The following is a 22005-nucleotide window of genomic DNA, read 5'->3' as shown; positions in this document are numbered from 1 at the left end:
ATGAGTGGGCATTCGAGCAAAGCTCGAACCCGTCCTACCCAAATAAATTCACTTGACGCCCCCCAAAAGCGAGCGCACCCTTACTCACACCAATCCGAGAAGGGAATCCCATCATGCGCAAAGCTCTCTTCGCACTCCCGCTCCTCGCCTCCTCCCTCATCCTCCCGCGCACCGCCCACGCCGACACACTAACATTCATCGTCTCGGTCGTCGCTTCAGGTTACGTCGGGAACGACACCTTCACCGACCAGCGCGTAACCTTAACTGCATCCGTTCCCGAGCAGGATCTGCTTGAAACATTCTCGGAGTCCGGTGACAATCCGGCCAGCTTCGCCACTTGTGCGATCCCAACATCCACAGCAACCGTTCAGGGCATCGGCAACATCGGTGGCGCTCAACTTACCTGCGTCGTTCACAACTACGAAGACTCCAGTACCTACTTGATCTCTGATGGAGACGGTGGTCTTGGTATTAGCGTACCTCTTGCCTTCGACAGCTTTGACCATTCGGTCGGTCCCGTTCCCGGAAATGCATACTCCGGTATCGATTCCTGCGATCCCGAAGACCCTTATCCGTGCCCACCAGAGTTTGCTGGCATGACCTTAACCTCCTACGAGGCAAATACAGGATACTCAGAACTCCTCGTCACTTCAGACACTCCAGAGCCATCAACCTTCGTGTTACTTGGCACAGGTCTTTTGGGGATCGGTTCTCTGGTGCGTCGAGTTAGATCGACTTGAGCGTAAGCCGGGTGCCGGGTGCCCCACCCTACATGAGACGTCCCGATAACGATCGGGTGCCCCATCCTTCGCGCTTCCGCGAAGGGTGGGATCCAGAACTCTTAGAGTTGGACCTTCGAGCCAAGCATTTCCCAAAACGGGAACCCCAAAAAATAAACTCAGAAACCATGGCGCATTTTCGAAGCCAAAAAACTGACTGCCAAAACACCACGTTTCACCACCCAGGCACCACGTCTACACCACCAAAAAACCACGATCAAAACACCCATTTTTCCCAAAAACCCCTGCAAAACACCACAAACCCCACCTAGAAAAAATATTCAACTTCCCACACCAAATTCTACGGTTCGCCCGGACGATGAAAAATGCAGTACCCTGAAAGGGAAACAAAGCGCAGGAGACCATGCCACAATCACCGCGTGAATTGCTGGAAAAAGAGTTGGAGTCCGTCCTGCGAGATATCGACGCGATCGAGTACCAGATCGCAAGCGATCCTCCCGACACCTCTGGCGAACTCCTCCGCCTGCGGGAGATCCAGCGCACCTATCGCGGTATTGCCGCAAGTCTCAAGCAGGCCATCGCGTTAGAAGACGTGAAGTGTATTTAGCCCCGACTACTGATTGCTCTCGCGCGCGGCTGCGTACTTCGCAACATTACCGAGAAAGTTGAGCATTACATTTGGGTCGATACTTGGTCCCCCTTGTTGAGGCTGTTGTGGAGGCTGAAACTCTGCGATCCCAGCAGCACTTCCACGGATAGCATCCAGTTGCGTACCCCACGTGAATCGAAAGTTTCCGTGCATGTAGGGACCAACCGCATCGTCTCCGGCATACGCACCGTTTCCACTATCACCACTCAACGTGGTGTTTCCATTTTGTGCAATGGGCGCTTTGTAAAAAGACACAAATCCACTAGCGTCTCGCCGATTCATGATGAGTCTCTCAGGTGTGAATTCATACACTGTCCACACCGACGAAGTACTACAGCAATTATTCGGCATCTGAACTACGTATTTCCCGTCATGCAAGAGCAAAGTCAGGCAGTGTTCCTGGTCACAAAAGTGCATGACTTGCGGAAAGCTTTGAAGGGCGTAGGCCGTTGAGGCAAACCAGACACCGGACGGGGCGTTTTGATGGCCGGGAAGGCCGTATTCACCGCTTATTCGACCGTTACGCATCGTACCCCAATAGTCGCGCACCAGACCTGACTTTCTGCCGGTCACGTCTGAGCGATGGATGACCACCGACGCAGTCTTATCCGGATTAATGTGAACTTGCTCAAAAGTTAGAATGCCGGTTTCGCTTGCAGCCCATGTTCCCTGCCCTACGTTGCCATTGAATGTCCAGGAAGCGCATTTGTTTGCTCCGTCCTCGCACTCTCGGAATGAGATAAGGTTCGTTTGCCTGGAGTTCGATTGGTTGGACTGTGCAATCACTGCATAACTTCCGGCCAATGCCGTGCTTAGGATGTATGTCAGGAATCGAGTTTGCAGAGTCAAGTGGGATACCATCCTTTGTGGGGAAGTAGAAACATGGCCCGAAAAGTCTTCTGCGTTACGAAATTGTAAATAGTTTCGTTCAAACGAGGATTAATATCCAACGGCCAACTTCACGGTCTCCAAGTGGGCGGGTGGCCCATACATGAACGCAAGCCATACCTTGCCTCATTCATGCAGTTTCATCGCATGAGTAGCACTCGCGCTTCAGCGCGAACCTTCGCAAAACCTCCAGGACATAACTCCGTCCAATCTCAGTTAGGATGGTTCACACGAATCCCAACGTATACCCTTGTCGCCGCAGGCAAGGCGTACTCCGCCGATGTAAGGCTGCGAGGGGCTACGTCTACTTTTCATAGAGCCGGGTCGGGCAATGAGCCGCTAAACCCACGGCTCGCCATTGCCGAATGACCAATCCGAACGGTCAACGAAGACCATGTTGATCATGATGTCATCAGGACGCACGGAGAGCTTGCTCTTCAGTTCGTCAGCTATATATCGAAAGAATGCGAGCTTTGAATCTTTATTATTTCCGACAGTGCTGGTCACTTGTATCAAGATGAAGTCAGGCGATCGATCCCAGCCGAGGAATTTGGGGTCGTAGATTAAATTATCGGGTGAATGCTCGCCGATGACGATAAAGCGGTCGCCGTCCGGCGCCTTCAGGACATCGACGATCCCCTGGTACACGATATCGGCCACAGTGGCGCGATACTCGGCAGTCTTTCCCTTAAGCAGATCGATACGAGCAAACGGCATAATAGTCTCCTCTGGGTGCAGAATTGGTTGAAGATGTTCAGACTTCCGTTCCAAGGCGAAGCAGATGAAAAGACTTCGTGCCTGACTGTCAGTTCCATTCTATGGTAATGGCAAACGGCCGGGTACCCCATTCAGGGTCATCGCATGAGTGGACCTTTCGACCGAAGCTCGAATCCCTCAGAACTCCACCCTCGCGGACACACTTCAGCAGGCTGAGCGTCGAGCCTCTTAACGCAGAACCGAGCGCGCAGGCGGTCGACTCGGTCCCCCCTTCGATTCAAGAAGCTATAAGCCTCCAGGTTTAGCTAGGACTCGATCTGTTCGAAGACGGGTAAGGTTGCCGTGCATCCCTCTCAAAGCGGGAGACTCGGGGATTCGATGTCAGGATACCTGTATCCGTGATTGCGCGATCGTATGGGCGCAACTTTTTAGACCTTCTTCCGGTGTCATGAGATGCGCGCGCTTGAGAGTGAACATAGTTGTATCTCTGACCGCCTCGGGGCTCGCAAGGCGTCATCGTCTTCACCCAACACGCTGAAGAGTAGTTACGCTCAATTGAGTCGGAGACGATCGGAGGAAAGACCTCAATCTACGTCCCTCAGTTGACAACCCTTGTTTTGCATCTCTATATTTTTCACAACATCATGATATCGATATCACGAATTCCTTGAACACTAGATTAGAGAAACGAGAGATGCATGATCACTGATCAATAGAGTCCCTCGACTCCAATTACCGATTGCTCAAGTCGTAGCTCACATATCGTCTCAAGACGGCTGGAACAGATTTTGACGAGCTCTCTCCTCGACCTAAAGAGCGCGAGAACCTGATAGTCAGTTATTTGCGATGGTATACCTTCCGATCCCAAATACCGGATTACGCGGCATTGCTACTGTTCTTTTCGGCTCAGCTGAACGCGTCCGGTGGATCATGTGTAGTCTTCAACTCACTTTGAAATGAAATCACAACTAGAGACCAGCAATTCTGCATGGAATCTCGAGATATTGGGGCCCGAAATGATAACGATATCAGTCAAGAAATTTACCAAACTTTACAGTTTCATCACTATTCTGCTTCTTCTAGTACCTAGACTTGCCACGGCACAAAACATCACCGCAGACGTTCTCGGTACAGTCATGGACAATACGGGTGCCATCGTCCCGAATGCGGAAGTCACGATCGAAAATTTGGGGACACACGAAGCCCGAAAAACCGTCACTAACTCTACGGGCGAATATACCTTCACTCTACTGCCAATTGGCACGTACACGCTGCGAGTTTCCGCACCGGGCTTTTCCATCTTTAGCGAGTCGACGATACCGGTCTCGGCAGGAGACCGCAGACGCATCGATGCAAAATTGCAGCTGGGCTCTTTGAATGAGCGCATCGTCGTAACGGACGCGCCACCCGCGCTTCAGACCGATGATTCAACAGTTGGCACCACTATCGGCGAGCAAGCCGTTCAGAATCTGCCGACAAACGGTCGCAACTTTATCAATCTCGCACAACTCGTACCGGGTGCTAATTCGGGTACAGCTAACTCCATCGCCAGCGGTTCGCGCCCTGACGATCGGCGCGAAACCTCCGCAATCTCCGTGAACGGCCAGAACACGTTGGTCAACACCGAGCAGATCGACGGCCTCGACAACAACGAGCGTATTATCGGAACCATTGGCATCCGGCCATCGATTGACGCGATTCAAGAGTTCCGCGTCGAGACGAATCTGTACACCGCCGAGGTGGGCCGCACGGCCGCCGCAGTCATCAACATTCTGACAAAGTCGGGCACAAATAGCTTCCATGGCTCGGTGTACGAATTCCTGCGCAACGACAAGCTTGATGCGCGCGACTACTTTGCCACCGCAGGTTCTAAGCCGGAGTTTCGTCAGAACCAGTTTGGTGGTTCCATCGGCGGCCCGATCATCCGCGACAAGAGCTTCTTTTTCGCTGACTTTGAAGGGCTGCGCCGTGTGCAGGGCTCGACCAGTACTGTGACCGTTCCCACACTTTTTGAAGAACAAAACCCGGGAAACTTTTCCGATGCGGGTGGCCCGGTCTTGACGCCAGGTCAACTCAATCCTATTGCGCTCAACTATTACAAACTGTACCCGACGCCGAATAAAGCAGGCTTCTCAAACAACTTTGTAAGCTCTCCGAACAACACGCAGAACGCAGAACTCGCCGATGTGCGCTTCGACGAACACTTCAATCAGAACAATCTCTTTTTCGTTCGCTACTCCATCAATCGAACCAACACGAACACCCCGGGACCTTTTCCTGCCGTCGATGGCATCCAACCAGGCGGCAATGTGTACGGCGAAGACGGAACCTCGAACCAGCAGGAACAGAACATTGCCCTCAACTATGTCCACGTCTTTACCCCGTCCGTTCTACTCGAGTTGAAGGCCGGTTACACCCGTATTAACAATGCGTCGTTGCCGCTGAACTTTGGCAACTCCGTCTCGTCGCAGTTTGGATTGGCCGGAGCAAACTACGCTGATCCGACGTCTCATTTCCTGACGCCATTTGTGCCGAGCGGATATGGATCGGTGGGCGACGGCGAGTATCTGCCGCTGCAGGATCTTGATAACACCTTCCAATACAACGGTTCGCTCTCGGTCAACAAAGGCAACCACAGCATTAAAATGGGCGCTACATTGATCCGCCGCCAGGCGACCAACATTCAGAGCGCATTTGCTGCAGGTGCTTTCACCTTCAACGATAACTTTGCAGCGAACCAGGTGAGCGCGGGTTTATTGGGTGCATGCAACAATCAGCAGGCGGATACCTGCACTCTCATCTCCCTGCTTGAAGGGACAGCCTTTTCGGCTCAACGTAGCAACCAGCTCTTTCCCATCTCTTATCGCACGTGGGAGCCGAGCGTTTACTTCCAGGACAACTGGCATGCTCTGCCATGGCTGACACTCAACCTGGGTGTTCGTTACGATGTCTTCACGCCCTATACAGAAAAGCACAATCGGCTCTCCAACCTCGATCCGACGACAGGGACATTGATTCTAGCGGGTGTAAACGGCGTGAACGACGCAGCCGGTGTCGAAACCGACTATAGCAACCTGGCTCCTCGTTTCGGCTTTGCGGCCACGCTTCCTCACAAGGCGGTCCTGCGCGGTGGTTTCGGCATAAGCTTCTTCCCTGACAACTACGGCACATCGGGTGATCGGCAAAATCAGCCTTTCGTCTATAACTTTCAACCCGCTCCTGAGTACAACATCTCGCAAGGTCTTCCGGTGCCGATCCTCGACAACGGACAAATCACAAATCCGCAGGGCTCCATCGCAAATGCCCAGGACCCGAACTTCCGCAACGCCTACATGTACCAGACCAGTCTGACGTACGAGCAGCAGATCGGTTCGAATGTACTCACCGTAACCTATGTCGGCAATATCGGGCGTCATCTGGCACAGTTCATTCCAAACATCGATGTGCCGCTACCCTCAAAGCAGGCCTACCAGGACAACTGTGCTCCGGCGGGGAGCGCTGCGTGCCTTGCGCTTCCGACACTGCAATCGGTTCGTCCCTTCAACGGCACGTTGCCTGACATCACCAGCATCACGCAGACCTACAGCCACGGCGTCTCATACTACAACGCCGCCGAGGTTGCCTTTCAGCGCCGCATCAACCGCGGCCTTACCTTCAATGTGAACTACACACTCGCCCATATATTAGACAATGCCGCCGATCTGAACCAGGATAATCAGGCTGGTTATGGCCTGATCCCCTCGCAGATCTCCACCTATGACTACGGCAACAGCGACGCAGATGTACGCAACCGTCTCGCTGGCTCATTCAACTACGAGTTACCCTTCGGCAATAGCCTGACTGGCTACAAGAAGATAATCGCAGGCGGATGGAGCACAAACGGTATTCTCGTATGGCAATCTGGCCTGCCCTTCACCGTGCAAAACAATGTGCCACAAATCAACACCGGTGCAGGAGATGACCGGCCTAACCTGGTAGGTAATCCAACACTGAGTCACCCTACCAACACGCAGTACTTCAACGTCGCGGCCTTCCAACCGCAGGCCTTCGGGACTGCCGGTAGCGCGCCACGCAACCCACTGCATGGACCGCACTCCCGCCACTTTGACTTCTCTGCGTTCAAGCAGTTTCCCGTGCATGAAAATGTTCATCTCGAGTTCCGAACGGAGATCTTCAATCTAACGAACACGGCCAGTTTTGCTGTCCCGAACTCCGCTCTCGGTACCAACGGAGTAGGTTCGATCAGTGGAGACGCGCCGTACTACACCCCTCGAGAGATACAGTTCGCCCTCAAGCTGCTGTTCTAAAGAACCGGTTATGTTCTTTACTGCAACGCTGCACCCTTGCCAGCAAGCCAGGGTGCAGCGTTGCGATCATTCAACACTTGGTAAGATATTTGCGAAATCTCGCGACACATCAAGCATTGCTGATGGCACACCAACAACACCAATGCGCATGAGGGGTACAAGAAGGCGATGCAGCATTAGCCCTGATCAACACCTCACCGGCACCACCGAAGAAAAAACGTGTGGTCTTATCGAGCTGCACTCTCCGATCGTCGCCTCGCCACTGCGTTTTTCATAGGCAACAACCTGGTGATGCGAAATGCGTTGCATGCATTTTCCAAGCTTCCAATCAGAATTCCAAATGACGTAGCAGTTTGCCGGCTTCGATGATTTTGAGATGGCGATATCTCCCGCCCGACAACCAGTTATGAAGCGCTGATCAGACTGCCCGAGACATCGGTCAGGTGAGCCTTCCCCCTTGCAGTCTGCACGTGGGCACCTACATTTCCTTCTATGATATCGTTATCGCGTTAGAGGAGAAGATCTCTCATGTCGTTCCCTGAATGTTGCTTTATATGGACAAGGTCTCACCTGTCCGTTACATCGCCAAAGCGTCTGTCACGTGTACTATCCGTAGTGCTTGTCGCATATTCCGCGGTGACAACGGCGCAGGTTCTTCAGACGAACGATCTGCCGCAGTACGGTCCTTACAACGGACATTTCCTGGCAGACGGCACCGGCCTCGAGATGCCGGTGGCGAACGCGCATGACCCCATCCTCTTAGCCAGCTCTCCGTGGACGATGTACTGTTGGGTCAAGACCACTGAGCCCGTGAATGCAATGGAACTCGTCGCCGGGCTTGGTAGCATCTCGGAGGAGTACCCACGCTATCTTGGGGTGGATGCTGGCAAGATCCTGCTGTGGGTCGGCCAGGACAACCAACTTGTGGCGGCCACCGATCTCAAGGACGGCGAATGGCATCTGCTCGCGGCAACCTTCGATGGAAAAAACTTCCATCTTTACGGCAACGGCAAGCAAGTTGAAAGCGGCACGCTGACGCTCGGCAGTACGAATCCATTACTTCAGATGGCACCTGCAAACTCCGCAATCCATGCTGCGAAGCACTTCGGCGGACAGATAGCGTCGTTCACCGTCCTGCGTCGTGCGCTGTCCGACGCTGAAGTTCATCAGCTTCAGCAATCCCCGCCAGACTTCACTCTGCTCCAGTTCGAGGAAGGATCGAAGCCATGGCCAGTTCAGACTCGCGGTCAGGCAGGCTATCGTGCACCGCAGGATCCTTCGACCCTGCCGAAGAGCCACGCTCCATTCTCCCGACCCGTTGTCCTGAAGCGCCCACCCGTCGGAGAGTCGCTGATTCTTACCGGCCCCGGTGAATGGACCTTCTCCGATGGATGGAGCTTACGCGAAGCCCCCAAAGTAGATGCAGACGGAGCGCATCTATCCACGGCCTCATTCAACTCAAAAGACTGGATGCGAGCGACCGTTCCCGGCACCGTGCTCACGACGATGATCGACGACGGCATCTATCCCGATCCCGACTTCGGCCTCAACAACATGGCCATCCCGGAATCGCTCAACAAACAGGACTACTGGTATCGCAATGAATTCATCGTGCCCGTGCAATCGAGCAACGGAGACGACGCACGACACGTCGAACTCACCTTCCAGGGCATCAACTACAAGGCCTCAGTATGGCTCAACGGTTCCTTGCTAGGAACCATAAAAGGCGCCTTCCAACGTGGAACCTTCGATGTCACGTCACTGCTCAAGTCAGGCCAGAAGAATGTCCTCGCGGTTAAAATATCTCCGCCCCCACACCCAGGCATACCGCAGGAGCAGTCTGTGCTCGGTGGCCCCGGCGAAAACGGGGGCCTCATGGAACTCGACGGCCCCACCTTCCTCGCCACCGAAGGCTGGGACTGGATACCCGCCATACGCGACCGCAATAGCGGCATCTGGCAGCCGGTCACACTGAAAGTCACGCACAGTCTCAAGCTGGGCGATGCTCAGGTGGTCACATCATTCCCCAATCACGATACCTCGCAGGCAGCCGTCGAAATCGATGTCCCCGTTACAAACTTCTCTGACAAGCCGCTGCACTCGACCATCAGCGCAACCATCGAGCAGACGGCAATCCAGAAGACTGTCACCCTCCCTCCCGGGGAGAGCCTCATCAAACTCAGCCCAACAGAGTTCGTGCAACTCAATCTGCAACACCCGCGTCTCTGGTGGCCCAATGGCTACGGCAGCCCCGAGCTCTATCACCTCAAGCTGACACTCAATGACGGCACTACTGTCTCTGACACAAAGGATGTGCGATTCGGTGTTCGCGAGATCACCTACGAACTCAGCCTTCTCGACAGCACCGGCCACCTGCGTCGCGTCGAATACTCTCCCACGGATGCGCGTGGATTGTCCCAACCGGTCGTGGATGTCAGCCACGAGGGCATGCGCGAAATTCCTTCGACAGATCCCGTAGCTCTTGATACACCGGAAAACTCCGAAGCTCGGCGCGAAAGACATTATTCTCACGTAGCCTCAATCGCAGCCGGGGCGGAAAACTCGCCTTCGCTCAACACTGTCGCCGACACGCGTCCCGCGCCCTACCTTGTCATTAAGGTGAACGGCGTTCGCATCGCGGCGCGTGGCGGCAACTGGGGCATGGACGACTCGCGCAAACGTGTCTCACGGGCTCATTTAGAGCCGTACTTCCGCCTCAACCGCGATGCCAATCTCAACATCATTCGCAACTGGGTCGGCCAAAGTACGGAAGAGACCTTCTACGACCTGGCTGACGAGTACGGCATGCTGGTCTGGAATGACTTCTGGGAGTCAACTCAAAACTACAACATCGAGGCCGAAGATCCTGCACTCTTCCTCGCCAACGCCGCTGATACCATCAAACAATTTCGCAATCACCCCTCTATCGTTCTCTGGTGTGGCCGCAACGAAGGCGTACCCCAACCAATCTTGAACCAGGGCCTCGATGACCTCGTACGCACGCTCGATGGCACACGCTACTATTCACCCAGCTCCAACCAGGTGAACCTGCAAGGTAGCGGTCCCTATCGCTATCAAAACCCGAAGCTTTACTACTCCTTGCTAAACCGCGGCTTCTCCGTCGAAACTGGTACACCTTCCATGTCTACTCTTGAATCCTTCCAGAGCAGCACAGCGAAGGAGGACCAGTGGCCCATCGGAGATGCCTGGGCTTATCACGACTGGCACCAGAGTGGAAACGGCGACGTTGCGCCCTTCATGGCAGAGATTCAATCAGAGTTCGGTGCGCCCACCAGCCTTGAAGACTTCGAACGCAAGGCGCAGATGTTGAACTACGTCGATCATCGCGCCATCTTCGAAGGCATGAACGCAAACCTGTGGGCACCCAACAGCGGTCGCATGCTCTGGATGACGCAGCCCGCATGGCCAAGCACGATGTGGCAGATTCTTAGCTCCGACTACGACACTCAGGCATCTTTCTATGGAACTCAAAAGGCCTGCGAACCCTTGCACGTTCAACTAAATCTGGCGACGTACCAGGTGGACGTCATCAACACCACGCCCGCGGCTCAAGCCGGTCTTACTGTCATTGCGAAGGTATACACCCTCACCAACGAGCTTCTCTTTCAAGCTCGAGATCAGAAAAGTGTCGGCGCCGACTCCTCCGAGGCCAGCCTCAAACTTGATCTAGCTCCATATCTTGCAAAGGGAATGGTCATCGTCAAACTGGAGATGCTGAATAACGCGGGTAAATCCGTCTCGCAGAATCTCTATTGGCTCGGCGCAAAAGCCTCGTCCTATCGCGAACTGACGCATCTTGCTGCAACTCAATTGAAGGCCAGTGCTACCACGAACACAACCCACGATATGGTTAAGCTAACGGTTAAACTGACCAACAGCGGAGCAGTAGTAAGTTTGACGAACAAGCTCACGCTGATCGGAGGCAAGGATAAAGTACGCATTCTCCCTGCCTACTACTCCGACAACTACATATCACTCCTTCCAGGAGAGAGCCGCGACGTGGAGATCGAATATCCGGCCAGCGCTGCGAAAGAATCTGCGGAGATCGCGATCCGTGGCTGGAACGTCATCCCTCAAACGGTAGTGCTTGACATACAGAAGTAGTGCGTCCACTTCACCGCTTCGCAATCGGCAACATCGATGGCAATCGATTGTTCCCTTCGGCTCGCAGTCCATCAGTTATCAGCGAAAGATCCAAAGGTCGATTTTCTTCGAAGAGAATCATTCAATATTCCTGTGGCATAACATGTAACCGGGAATGTTAACACTGAAAATCGGCCGAGCTAGCGCAAGTTCAACAGAAACATCGCGTATCATTCGTGGCAGAAGATTCTTTACAACGGCAGTCCAGCTGGACAAAGTTGCGACGAAAGAAGTTGCTTCTCCGTTTCCCATGAAGTTGAGAAAACTCCCTGACGTATGAAACGATGAGCAAAAGAGCAACGATGATCGAAGTCGCTAGGTTGGCTGACGTCGGGACGATGACAGTCTCCCGCGTTCTGAACAGCTCAGTGCATGTCAGTGCAGAGACCGCCCGCAGGGTACACGAAGCGATCGAACGACTAGGTTATCGACCCAATGAGATGGCCCGAGGACTACGTGGTGCCAAGTCAAAGTCGATCGGTCTCATTGTGCCTTCGTTGACCGATCCCTTCTTTGCCATCTGCGCTCACAACGTCAACGCAGTCGCTCAGTCTAAGGGCTACTCAACCATCATTACAACCTCCAACGAAAATCCCGATACGGAGTTTTCCGAGGCAGAGTGGATGTTGCAAAAGCATGTGGAAGGGCTCGTTCTTTGTCCTTCCGTCGGGCGTAATTCCAGGTTTTCCGACAAGATCTTCCAGCGCATACCGATCATCTCCTTTGATCGCCCCTTGCAGGGGTCCCGGTTCTCCTCCGTTGTGGTTGATAATCATGTAGGCGCAAAACTTGGTACTCAGCATCTCATTGAGCACGGCCATAAACGCATTCTCTTTTTAGGAGACCGGCCGGACCTCTTCACCATCAGGACAAGACATCAAGGCTATCGACGAGCTCTCTTGGACGCTGGATTGAAGACTGGCGAGTGCCTCGATTGCGACTCGGAAGACCTTGTCTTCAAGTATGTCAAAACCGCGCTTGCGGGAAAAAACCCACCGACAGCTTTCTTCTCGGGAAACAATCGGATCAGCCGTTACCTCTTTCGCGCTCTACGCAATCTTGGAGTTCGCGTTCCCACTGATATTGCGACTGTTGGCTTTGACGACTTCGACATGGCCGACATGATGCAACCTCCGCTCACCGTTATTCGCCAGCCTGTAGAAGCGCTCGGTAAAACCGCAGCTGAGGCGCTCTTCAATCAATTCAAAGCGAAAGCAGAAGACTGGCCGGCAAAGGGCAGCCGAATTACTTTAAAAGTTGAATTGGTTCTTCGTTCCTCCTGCGGATGCACACAGGATGCACCCAAAGTGATCAAACCTTGAGCTCCCACACCCAGCATCGGCGCTGACAACCTAATTCCTGCAAAGCGAGTCGCCATCGTTTAATGACGGATCAGTGTCTCTTTGCCCTCGTTAATGATAACGTTCCCACGACTCTCTTCCTTTGGGTATAATTGCGCGTATTTCCCGATGCACAAATTGTGTTGCGAACGGATGTGACAGCAATGATTCAGTGGAAACGTACCCTTGGTCTTGCATCCTGCATGCTCGCAACCACCGCAAGCATACTCGGCCAACAGAGTCGACCAGCTATTACAGGCATCTCGCACATGTCTGTCTTTACAAGTGATCCCGCGGCAAGCGAGCACTTTTACACCTTCAGTCTAGGCGCGTCTAAAGGCTCTGACCCGCAGAGTCCTAATGGCACGCGTTTCTACTTCAGCCCAACGCAATTTGTCGAAGTACTTCCGCTACCCACCCAGCATGGTTTGAGCAGAATGGCGCGCATCTCCTACAGCACGGCAAATGCAGCCATCCTGCGAGAGTACCTCCTCTCTCACGGCGTAAAAGAGGTCGCTCCCCTGCAGGCCGGCAGCGATGGCAGCCACTGGTTTGAGACCAAAGATCCCGAAGGTAACGAGGTGGAATTCATTCAGATTGGTCAACTACCAAAGCTGCAGCCCACCAAGCCGATCGGCACCCGCATCATTCACGTCGGCTACCTCGTGCACAGCAAAGATGCCGAAGATCGTTTCTACAAAGATGTCTTGGGATTTCGGCCTTACTGGTATGGTTCCATGCAACCCGGCCACCTTGACTGGGTCTCCCAGCAGGTGCCTGACGGTCATGACTGGATCGAATATATGCTGGTTGGCGAAGGTTCAGATGTCCCTCTCGCCAAGGTCGACAAGCACGAAATGGACGTATTGAATCATTTCTCTATCGGTGTGCCCAATATGGAGCAGGCAGTAACGACCTTGTTTCGCGAGGATCGATTCCTAAGCCCTCAGCATGACGGTCCGCAGATGGGCAAGGACGGAAAGTGGCAAGCCAATCTCTACGATCCTGACGGAACCCGTGTTGAACTCATGGAGTTTCAGCCGGTCGCCAAACCATGTTGTTCAGACTTCACCGCCAGCAGCCCCAAAAACTAGTTCGTTCCGAGGTGGCTTATGTCTCTTTCCAGCATTCGTTTGCTCTCCCTTCTTCGCTGTGCGCTCCCTGTCATCCTGACATTTACCCCTGCATTTACAAGCGCCCAATCTCTAGGCATCTTTCAACAACAAAAAGATGTAGGAACCGTCCTTCACCCCGGCTCAGTAAAATACGACGCCACCAAAGGCACTTACACTGTCACCGGCAGCGGGGATAATATGTGGTTTGCGGAAGACGACTTCCACTACCTATGGACTAAAGTCTCCGGAGACGTGGCCTTGACTGCCGATATCGACTTCGTCGGCGCAACCGGCAATAACCACCGCAAGGCCGTCCTCATGATCAGGGAATCCCTCGATACTGACTCCAAATCCGTAGACCTCGCGCGGCACGGAGACGGTCTAACCTCTCTACAATTTAGAGAGGCGACAGGTGGCCACACTCATGAGGTTGAAGCCAATGCCGTCGGTCCAAAAACCGTACGCCTCGAAAAACGTGGTGATTATTTCTATGCCTTCGTCTCAGGCGCCGATGGCAAACTGCATGTCTCCGGCGCCTCTACCAAACTGCCTTTAGCCGGCTCGTTCTACATCGGTATCGGCGTCAGCGCTCACGATAAGAACGTCACTGAGACGGCGATCTTTTCAAATGTCAAATTGACTCATCTTCCAGCCGGCGCCGAAAAGTTGACGCTATACAGCGCTCTCGAAACCACAACCGTAGCTTCGACTGACCGCCACGTCGAGTACGTTGCTCCCAGCCACTTCGAAGCTCCAAATTGGTCACGGGATGGTTCCTTCTTTCTCTTCAATAGTGAAGGTCACATCATGCGTCTTCCGCTGAAGAGCGACACCCCAGTCACGATCTTCACTGACCTACAAAATCATTGCAATAACGACCACGGCATCTCGCCCGACGGTCAGTCCATCGCCATCAGCGACCAAGGTATCGACAACAAATCGAAGATCTACCTTCTGCCCATCGCAGGCGGAACTCCTCGCCAGCTCACCAACGACGGCCCCTCCTACTGGCACGGCTGGTCACCGGACGGTAAGACCATAGCTTTCACTGGCCAGCGCAATAACGAATTCGACATCTACACCGTCCCCGCCGCTGGCGGCCCAGAAACACGGCTCACCACCGCTCACGGTCTCGATGACGGGTCTGAATTTTCCCCGGACGGTCAATACATTTATTTCAACTCAGAGCGTACCGGCTCCATGCAGATCTGGCGCATGCGAGCCGATGGCAGCCAACAGGAGCGAGTACTCACAGACGACACCAATGATTGGTTTCCACATCTTTCACCCGACGGCAAATGGATGGTCTTCCTCTCTTACGACAAAGACGTCACCGGTCACCCGCCTCTGAAGGATGTCGTGCTCAATCTCATGTCGATGCAGGACAAGTCGGTGCACGTGCTTGCAAAACTCTTTGGCGGCCAGGGAACCATCAACGTGCCTTCGTGGTCTCCGGACAGCCGCAAACTGGCTTTCGTAAGCTACGAACTTCTACCCAACGATAAGGAGCTAGAGAAGTGACTCCAAGTCCGACTCTCAACAAGCCTCGTTATGGATCCTGATCGTCGGAGTATGCGATCCGAAGACGATGTATACGAATCAAAAAATCGCTTATAGAGGCTGGCCAGCCTCTATCTCAGCAGGATTCATCTCATCTTTTTGTTCGGCTTTATTGTGCTCTCAGCACTCTGGGCCACTCGCTCTACATTGAGCAGCGTGCCTCCGTCGTTGTGCTGCAGGGAGTGTTCGGTCCCGACGTTATCCAAACTGAAGAGGAGCATTCCATGCAGCGACCCATTGCCCTTCTCGTTTTACTCTTCGCTTCAACCATCGCCTAAAAAACTCCGCTGCGCAAAACTCACAGCCCTCTCGCATCGCCACTTCCTCTGCCTTGGACGTTCAGACCGTTTGGCAGTGGATCGTGCTTCCGCCTGCAGACGTCACAGCTACCCACTGACAAAGCGATTCGCCACGATAATCGGCCCGTCATTGCAACCGTGACCCAGGCAATCAGCAGGAGTTCATTGCAACCGGAACTCCTGGCGGATTCTCAGTAGATGAACTTCAGGGCTAGTTGTACCTGCCTCGAAGAATTCGCATTCGTCGACGTAATCTTCCCGAAGTTTCCATCGTTCACGCCTGTATCTGGCGGCGCGAACTGCGGATGGTTGAACGCATTGAAGAACTCTCCGCGGAACTGCAACCGAGTAGCGTTTACTGTCTCCAATGTAGTTATTTTTGATTGCGGACAGGTCTGCGTTCGTCGTACCGGGAACATGCGCATTCGGCAATGCTCGCGGCGCATTGCCAAGCGTAAACGGAGCAGGTTGCGAAAACAGCGCCGTGTTGAACCAATGATCCTTCGTCTTATGCGAAATGTTCGCGTTGCCCTGAGCCTCCGTAGGCCGCTGCCCAAGAGTGAACAGACCCGTCTGCTCGATCGCGCTGATTCGTTTTTACCGGAGTGCTTTAGCATTCGAGAGAAACGCAACTGCTTCTCATCGGACAATAACTACGGAGAGACTTAATTGGGGTAACCCTACATTCGAAAGAGGAAGAAGGTCCCTCATAAGGCCTTCTTCCTCTCATCCTCGCTGCACGAGATTCATCGTCCTTAGGCAGGAACCAACTCACAAGTGAACGCCGGTAGGTCCATCCCAATGTAATAGGCCCGGGGAACAGGAGCGATGATCGAATCCCCGTCGTACCTGTAACCCACCGGACCTCTCCAGTAATTGCTGTACAAGTGGCCGTTCACGATCGCCCATCCAATGCGATACTCCGAGGAGCGATAAGCCCAGCCCGTGGCCTTCAGACAGAGGTAGTTCCCGTCATCGATCTCCCACTCTGAATAACCACCCTTCGCCGGATGCACCTTGAACTTGGAAGGCTTCAGCCCGGAAGTGGAGTTGAAGGCCATGTAGTCCCAGAACGACGTCGAGGCATTGGCCGCCAACGGGTAAAAAAAGGAAGAAGCAGGTTTCCCTTCCTTATCGACGTAGTTCACCGCAAGGTGATACCAGACATTGGCATCAGCTTCGAAGACTTCGCTTGGGACTTGGTTAGGGGTGCCGCTGGGCACGAATGGCTGATCATCGAGGCTGGGACCAGCCTTGACTGGGGGCGATTGTAATTCTGACATGAAGCTCTCCATTGAAACAGACTTTGGCTCTGCATCTGTTTCGTCTAACTGCTATTACTAGTGATCCCGATAGAAGATTTCCTCTACCAGGATCTGCTCCATACCTCGAATATGAGTGCTCATACTCGGGCATAGTTCTGGTCAGCAAAACACTGATTTGCTGAAGCTTTTTGGCGCACCGCTGCTCCCGCAGTCGCGGGTTTGCTCATCGTGCTTTCACCTCTTCGCAAGGGCGCACCTCTGAGCGGTACCGACGGGGGAGAACTCCGCAGAGAACAGCTCTGGATGCGGCCTGATTGTGTCTGAAGACGGATGAGGTTGCCGTGCATCCCTCAATGAAGGGAGACTCGGGGATTCGATCTACTGGTTGCCACTGCTACACGAACTAGGGGAGTTGAAGCATATGGCACTGCAGCTAATGCGAATCCCGGCTATGACGTGCCCGGTGAACGGTGAAGCCATTATGAAATGACCCCAAGCTCGTGTCAACAAACGATTGTTGTTGATGCCTAAGAGGGTTATCTCAAAGTAGACCGGCAGTCCCGTAGAGCTGACACTTCACGGAAAGAAGAAATTGATGAGCCATAGAGACTGCGCACGGACCTGTTCGAATCGAGTCGGCACTGCGAGCGGCGCAGGCTGTGAACATTCTCTAGAACCCACTACGCCCGAGCAGCAATCCGAAACTACCCGCTTGATAGAGGAGCAGGACTCCAAGTCCGACTAGCACAACGGGAGTCACACGTTGCCCGTACCGGCGAATAGGCGAGCCCAATTTCGGATGATTCACTATCGCGTGTGCTACAAAACACCAGAGTGCGGTCATCACGGCGAAAACGAGAGCAATTACGATGATCTTGTGTGCCGAACGAAAAGCAAACGATGGCGTGCAGATCCCAATGTTGTCGCCACCGTTCGCCAACGTCACCAGCGCTACTGTTGCGACTCGTCCGCCTCTGTTGGCATCGACGTGATGGTCTAAAGTCTCTTTCGTCCGATCGCGCGGCTGGTGTAGTTCGAAGAGCTTCTTTCCGCCGATCAAAATAGGGACCATTCCCAGCAGGCCGATGTAGGCGCGAGAGATCACCAGAGAGAGCAGGGACGCCGCAACACTCGCGCTGAACAAAGCGGTGATCCCTACATATTGACCGAGCACAGTGTCTCGTGTGCGGAACCTCTTATCGGCGAAAAACCCTGCGAGCACAAACACATCATCGACATTGGTTGAGGCAAACAGCACAATCGCCATGCCAATCAGCGCGAGAAGAGATTCCATTCACCGGACCGATCTTATTCAGAGTCGCAAAGTACAGCCTATGTTTGCTGTTTCCAACGTGCTCATTGCTGCACCCGATTGTGCAAATCTGCGTGCGTCCAGTCGATGACAAAGACAACACCGTCTCTTTGCCTGTAGACGCTTGCTTTTCCTGAAGGAGAGCCATGCGAGGGGTTCTTCTTCTTGTTCAGTCGCCACGACGGTTTCGAAGCTTCCCGCCATCACGACTCGAGGACAGTTCGTAAGTCCCTGTCACCAACAGACGCTGACGCCGATTTCCAACAACGTTACCCCGGTTAGCACTGATGTCGAAACGATTCAGATCAGCAAGTCCATAGCGAGTCTCACCCTGGAACGCGGTAGGTCCATCGCCCTGAGCATCGGTGATATTGTGAGCCCAGGTATAGTTCGCCTGGTAAGACAGTCCCCTCGCCATTCTGTGTGAAGCCTCCAACTCCAATGCCTGGTAGTTTTGACCACCTAGGTTATTCGTAGAGAAAATAACTCCCCAGTTCTGGAATGGTGCGTTCGCGAAGTTATAAGGCGTTGTGCTTGGCTTCGTTTGATTCAGGTTCTCCGAGACGTTGAGCCTAGACCGCGCACTATCGCCCTAGAGGTTGATGTTTCACGGACATCAGAAATTGATGAGCCATAGACACTGCGGCTGCACCGTCTCCCGCTGCTGCTGCACACCTTTTCGTAGAGTTATGGCGGACATCTCCTGCAGCAAACAAGCCTGGAATGCTTGATTCCATGAAGAGTGGCGCTCGACCATCTGTCCACATCTCCGCTGACAGGCTAGACCGGTCGAGATCCGGGCCCGTCAGAATGTAGCCCGCCGGATCGCAATGCAGCACCCCAGGTTTTGCCCAGTCGAGGCGAGGCTTGCCTCCAATACAAACGAAGACGCTATGTGTCTCAATGGATGCGGTGTTGCCAGCCTCATCGCGATACGTAATTCTCTCCAGCGCATCATCTCCCTCGAGCTTAATTAACGTGGTCTTCGTTAGGACCGTAATCGACGAAGTACCTTCAATGCGCTCCAGCAAGTACGTCGAAAGCGTGTCCTTCAAGCACTCCCCTCGGACGAGCATCGTCACCCGCGTCTGTCGCGCGAAGTTCAACGCCGCCTGGCCAGCAGAGTTCCCACCGCCCACAATCACTACATGTCCCTTGCAGATATCAGCTTCGCTCGAACCGGCACCATAATAAAGGCCGCGATTCAGAAAATAATCCTCTCGTTCAAGCCCAAGTCGTGAGTACTCGATGCCAGTAGCGCAGATCGTAGCCTTCGAAGCGATCTGCTCGCCACTGGCGAACCAGCTGAACTGCCAGCCATCCTGATGCTCTCCTGCGACCCCCTCGAGGCCTACGATAATCTCCGCTCCCAGTTTTATTGCCTGTTGACGTGCCCTGCTTGCGAGCTCCCACCCGCTGATCCCATCCGGAAACCCCATATAGTTCTCAATCTTCGAGGTGCTGCCAGCCTGCCCACCGACGGCGATCTTCTCGACAACGATCGTGCGCAGCCCCTCAGAGGCCCCATAGAGAGCAGCACTCAAACCTGCTGGTCCCGCACCAAAGATCGCCAGATCGTAGCACTCGTACTTCGGCCCTTTGAACCACTCCAGAGCCATCGCCAGGTCGCGCAGACTAGGACAATAGAGTCTCCTATTCTGGCTAAGAACGCAGACAGGAAGTCGCGGATCTGCGACTCCTGAAATTCCTGCCAGCTTCCGGGCCTCTTCATCCGTATTCAGTTCGACCCAGTCATACTCAGTGCAATTACGAGTCAAGAAGTCACGTATCTTGTAACCCGCGGCCGAATTCGCGCGCCCATAGATGACGATCCTGCCGTTCAACATCTCTTCTTCACCCTGAAACCCAGATCATCCATTGAGTTCCTCCCTCGATTCGCCTTTGATCCAGGAGCAGAACGAAAAGCGTAGGCAGAATTTTCTGGCGCTCTGTCTTCATTGCTCCGACTACCGGAAACTCGATTACGCCACAACCGCGATAAGGAATCTATTGGACGAACGTATCGATCAATACCAAGGTCCAAGGTGCAGGCTCGACACATGAGGCGGGTCGCCCGCACATGAAACTGAATTGGGCCTTAGGTGCTACGCGCAACGGCGGGTGGCCGATACAAAACACCACGCCAAAACACCGTAACCACCGCAAGAAAAAATCCAAAAAAAATGGGCCGCCGACTCAACCAGTCAACGGCCCACTTCAAAAAACCTGTTCCTTCGCAACCCTCCACTCAACCCGCAGACTCATCACTCTTCGCCCCGGGCAGCCGTTTAATCAGCAAATCAATCTGCCCGGCATGATGCGAGATATGCTCGCACACGTGAAACCACAAACAAAAATTATTCACCGGCCCACCGCCCCATCCCGGCTCCTTCAGAGCCGTCGTGAACCAGGCATCGTCCTTCTTCGCAAACTCCACTAACGTCTTCTCCCGAGCCTCGCGAATCGCGTCCTGATAGTAAGCAACATCGTGCCCCTTGATCTTCTCGCGCCCAGACGCACCCAGATTCATCGCCGGCCCCCACTTCGCCTCATAGTCCGCCGGCAGCTTATCGAAGTTCTCCTCACCGAACGTAATCCTCTGGTACAAAACCTCGGTCGCCGCCAGGTGAAGCATCAGTGCACCGATCGTATTCGCATTCTTGTCGAACAGGTAGTCGAGCTGATCCTGCTTGAGGTCGCGCGTCGGCCCCAGCACCGCAGGCTCCATCCAGGTCAGCATCGTAACCATGGTGCCGATATGCGGCGTATACCCAGGCCTCGGCCCGATCATGTTGATGGTGGCCTTGTCATACGGCGGCGCCATGCGCGGCATCGGCGTGCGCTTGGCTGGCGGCGGAGCCGGTGCAGGCGGCTGGTTCGTAGACGGCGCTGCCGCAGGTTGAGCAGCCTGCCCAAACAACGGCACGCCAGCTGCAAGAACACCTAAAGCCGAGTTGGAAAGAAACGTCCGGCGCGTGGAAGCAGAGTGCATAAAAACCTCCTGTTTTTTTGAGACACCAAGCTTACACGCACTTCCGATCTCGCGCGGCTGATCGTTCCTCAAAATCAACCTGTCTCCGATTGCAGCCTTATCGTAGGAGGAGACATTCGAGCGAAGCTTAACCCGCTCCCGGACCCCGCCCACCAGCAGACGCATCTAATTGTCAGGAGGGCCCATCCGTGCGCCACAGATCATCCACTACATTCATTGCGCTTCTCGCCTTCGCCTTTGCCATCTGCACCCAGAGCGGCCAATCCCAGACCACGCCCACGCCACCCCCCACACAAACTCAAGCCCCGCCACAGCCCCAACCCCGCAGTCCCGGTGGTGACGTTGGCAGCGGTGCCGGCGATATCGGCAAAGGCACCGCCAAGGGAACAGGAGCCGCAGCCGAAGGCGTCGGAAAAGGCGCCGGAGACCTCGTCACCCTCCACCCCCTCAACGCCGCCGGCAACGTCGGTAAGGGCGCAGCAGTCACCGGAAAAGACGTCGGCGTAGGTGCCGCTAAGGGCACCGGAAAAATTGCCAAGGGCACAGGTCGCGGTATCGGAAAAATCTTCCACCACGGCCATCACGACGACAACACGCCCGCGCCCTCACCGAACCCACAAAACTGAGTCCTGCTCCACGACTGAGGAAACAACCGCC

The 22005-nt window shown here is 54.2% G+C and carries 15 protein-coding genes; 8 read left to right on the top strand and 7 right to left on the bottom strand.

Annotation, left to right across the window (positions count from 1 at the left end; translation table 11 throughout):
• Window positions 1-113: 113 nt before the first annotated feature.
• Both GSQ94_RS20860 and GSQ94_RS20855 read left to right on the top strand, forming a co-directional pair.
• The gene (locus GSQ94_RS20860; protein WP_158946016.1) at window positions 114-740 is read left to right on the top strand and encodes a PEP-CTERM sorting domain-containing protein; all 627 of its coding nucleotides are present in this window, start codon (window positions 114-116) and stop codon (window positions 738-740) included.
• Between the two features lie 403 nt (window positions 741-1143).
• Window positions 1144-1347, top strand: a complete 204-nt coding sequence (locus tag GSQ94_RS20855) for a hypothetical protein (RefSeq protein ID WP_158946014.1) — start codon at window positions 1144-1146, stop codon at window positions 1345-1347.
• 6 nt (window positions 1348-1353) lie between these two features.
• On the opposite strand, the gene GSQ94_RS20850 is transcribed toward GSQ94_RS20855, so the two are convergent.
• Together GSQ94_RS20850 and GSQ94_RS20845 are read right to left on the bottom strand one after the other, a co-directional pair.
• Window positions 1354-1671, bottom strand: coding sequence for a hypothetical protein (locus GSQ94_RS20850; RefSeq protein WP_158946012.1), 318 nt, complete (start codon window positions 1669-1671; stop codon window positions 1354-1356).
• Between the two features lie 945 nt (window positions 1672-2616).
• On the bottom strand, window positions 2617-2994 hold the full coding sequence (locus GSQ94_RS20845; protein WP_158946010.1) for a tautomerase family protein: 378 nt from the start codon (window positions 2992-2994) through the stop codon (window positions 2617-2619).
• A gap of 1016 nt (window positions 2995-4010) precedes the next feature.
• Between GSQ94_RS20845 and GSQ94_RS20840 the strand changes: the two genes are divergently transcribed.
• The 5 genes from GSQ94_RS20840 to GSQ94_RS20820 all read left to right on the top strand — a co-directional run bounded on the left by GSQ94_RS20840 (window position 4011) and on the right by GSQ94_RS20820 (window position 15441).
• Entirely contained in the window at window positions 4011-7301 is a 3291-nt protein-coding gene (locus tag GSQ94_RS20840) for a TonB-dependent receptor (protein ID WP_158946008.1), read from the top strand.
• Window positions 7302-7937: 636 nt separating this feature from the next.
• Entirely contained in the window at window positions 7938-11426 is a 3489-nt protein-coding gene (locus GSQ94_RS20835; protein ID WP_216843151.1) for a LamG-like jellyroll fold domain-containing protein, read from the top strand.
• 323 nt (window positions 11427-11749) lie between these two features.
• The gene (locus tag GSQ94_RS20830) at window positions 11750-12787 is read left to right on the top strand and encodes a LacI family DNA-binding transcriptional regulator (RefSeq protein ID WP_371417591.1); all 1038 of its coding nucleotides are present in this window, start codon (window positions 11750-11752) and stop codon (window positions 12785-12787) included.
• A 182-nt stretch (window positions 12788-12969) separates the two neighbouring features.
• Entirely contained in the window at window positions 12970-13899 is a 930-nt protein-coding gene (locus GSQ94_RS20825) for a VOC family protein (protein ID WP_158946002.1), read from the top strand.
• An 18-nt stretch (window positions 13900-13917) separates the two neighbouring features.
• Window positions 13918-15441 (top strand): PD40 domain-containing protein, encoded by a 1524-nt coding sequence (locus GSQ94_RS20820; protein WP_158946000.1) that lies wholly within the window; start codon window positions 13918-13920, stop codon window positions 15439-15441.
• A 529-nt stretch (window positions 15442-15970) separates the two neighbouring features.
• Here the strand turns inward: GSQ94_RS20820 and GSQ94_RS20815 are convergent.
• The 5 genes from GSQ94_RS20815 to GSQ94_RS20795 form a co-directional block, all read right to left on the bottom strand.
• Window positions 15971-16147: a hypothetical protein gene (locus GSQ94_RS20815; RefSeq protein ID WP_158945998.1), complete on the bottom strand. Its 177-nt coding sequence runs from the start codon at window positions 16145-16147 to the stop codon at window positions 15971-15973.
• Window positions 16148-16534: 387 nt separating this feature from the next.
• Complete coding sequence (locus tag GSQ94_RS20810; RefSeq protein WP_158945996.1) at window positions 16535-17062, bottom strand: hypothetical protein; 528 nt, start codon at window positions 17060-17062, stop codon at window positions 16535-16537.
• Between the two features lie 652 nt (window positions 17063-17714).
• On the bottom strand, window positions 17715-18338 hold the full coding sequence (locus tag GSQ94_RS20805) for a cadmium resistance transporter (protein WP_174240974.1): 624 nt from the start codon (window positions 18336-18338) through the stop codon (window positions 17715-17717).
• Between the two features lie 602 nt (window positions 18339-18940).
• Window positions 18941-20203, bottom strand: coding sequence for an NAD(P)/FAD-dependent oxidoreductase (locus GSQ94_RS20800; RefSeq protein ID WP_158945994.1), 1263 nt, complete (start codon window positions 20201-20203; stop codon window positions 18941-18943).
• 401 nt (window positions 20204-20604) lie between these two features.
• Window positions 20605-21348 (bottom strand): DinB family protein, encoded by a 744-nt coding sequence (locus GSQ94_RS20795; protein WP_254064027.1) that lies wholly within the window; start codon window positions 21346-21348, stop codon window positions 20605-20607.
• Between the two features lie 188 nt (window positions 21349-21536).
• Here GSQ94_RS20795 and GSQ94_RS20790 point away from each other — a divergent pair, with 188 nt between their 5' ends.
• Window positions 21537-21974 (top strand): hypothetical protein, encoded by a 438-nt coding sequence (locus tag GSQ94_RS20790; RefSeq protein ID WP_158945992.1) that lies wholly within the window; start codon window positions 21537-21539, stop codon window positions 21972-21974.
• Window positions 21975-22005 lie beyond the last annotated feature (31 nt).

The sequence above is a fragment of the Granulicella sp. S190 genome (genome assembly GCF_009766095.1).
In the GTDB taxonomy this organism is placed as follows: domain Bacteria; phylum Acidobacteriota; class Terriglobia; order Terriglobales; family Acidobacteriaceae; genus Edaphobacter.
Note: the sequence above shows the minus strand (reverse complement) of the source record. Positions and strands in the feature narration are given on the sequence as shown.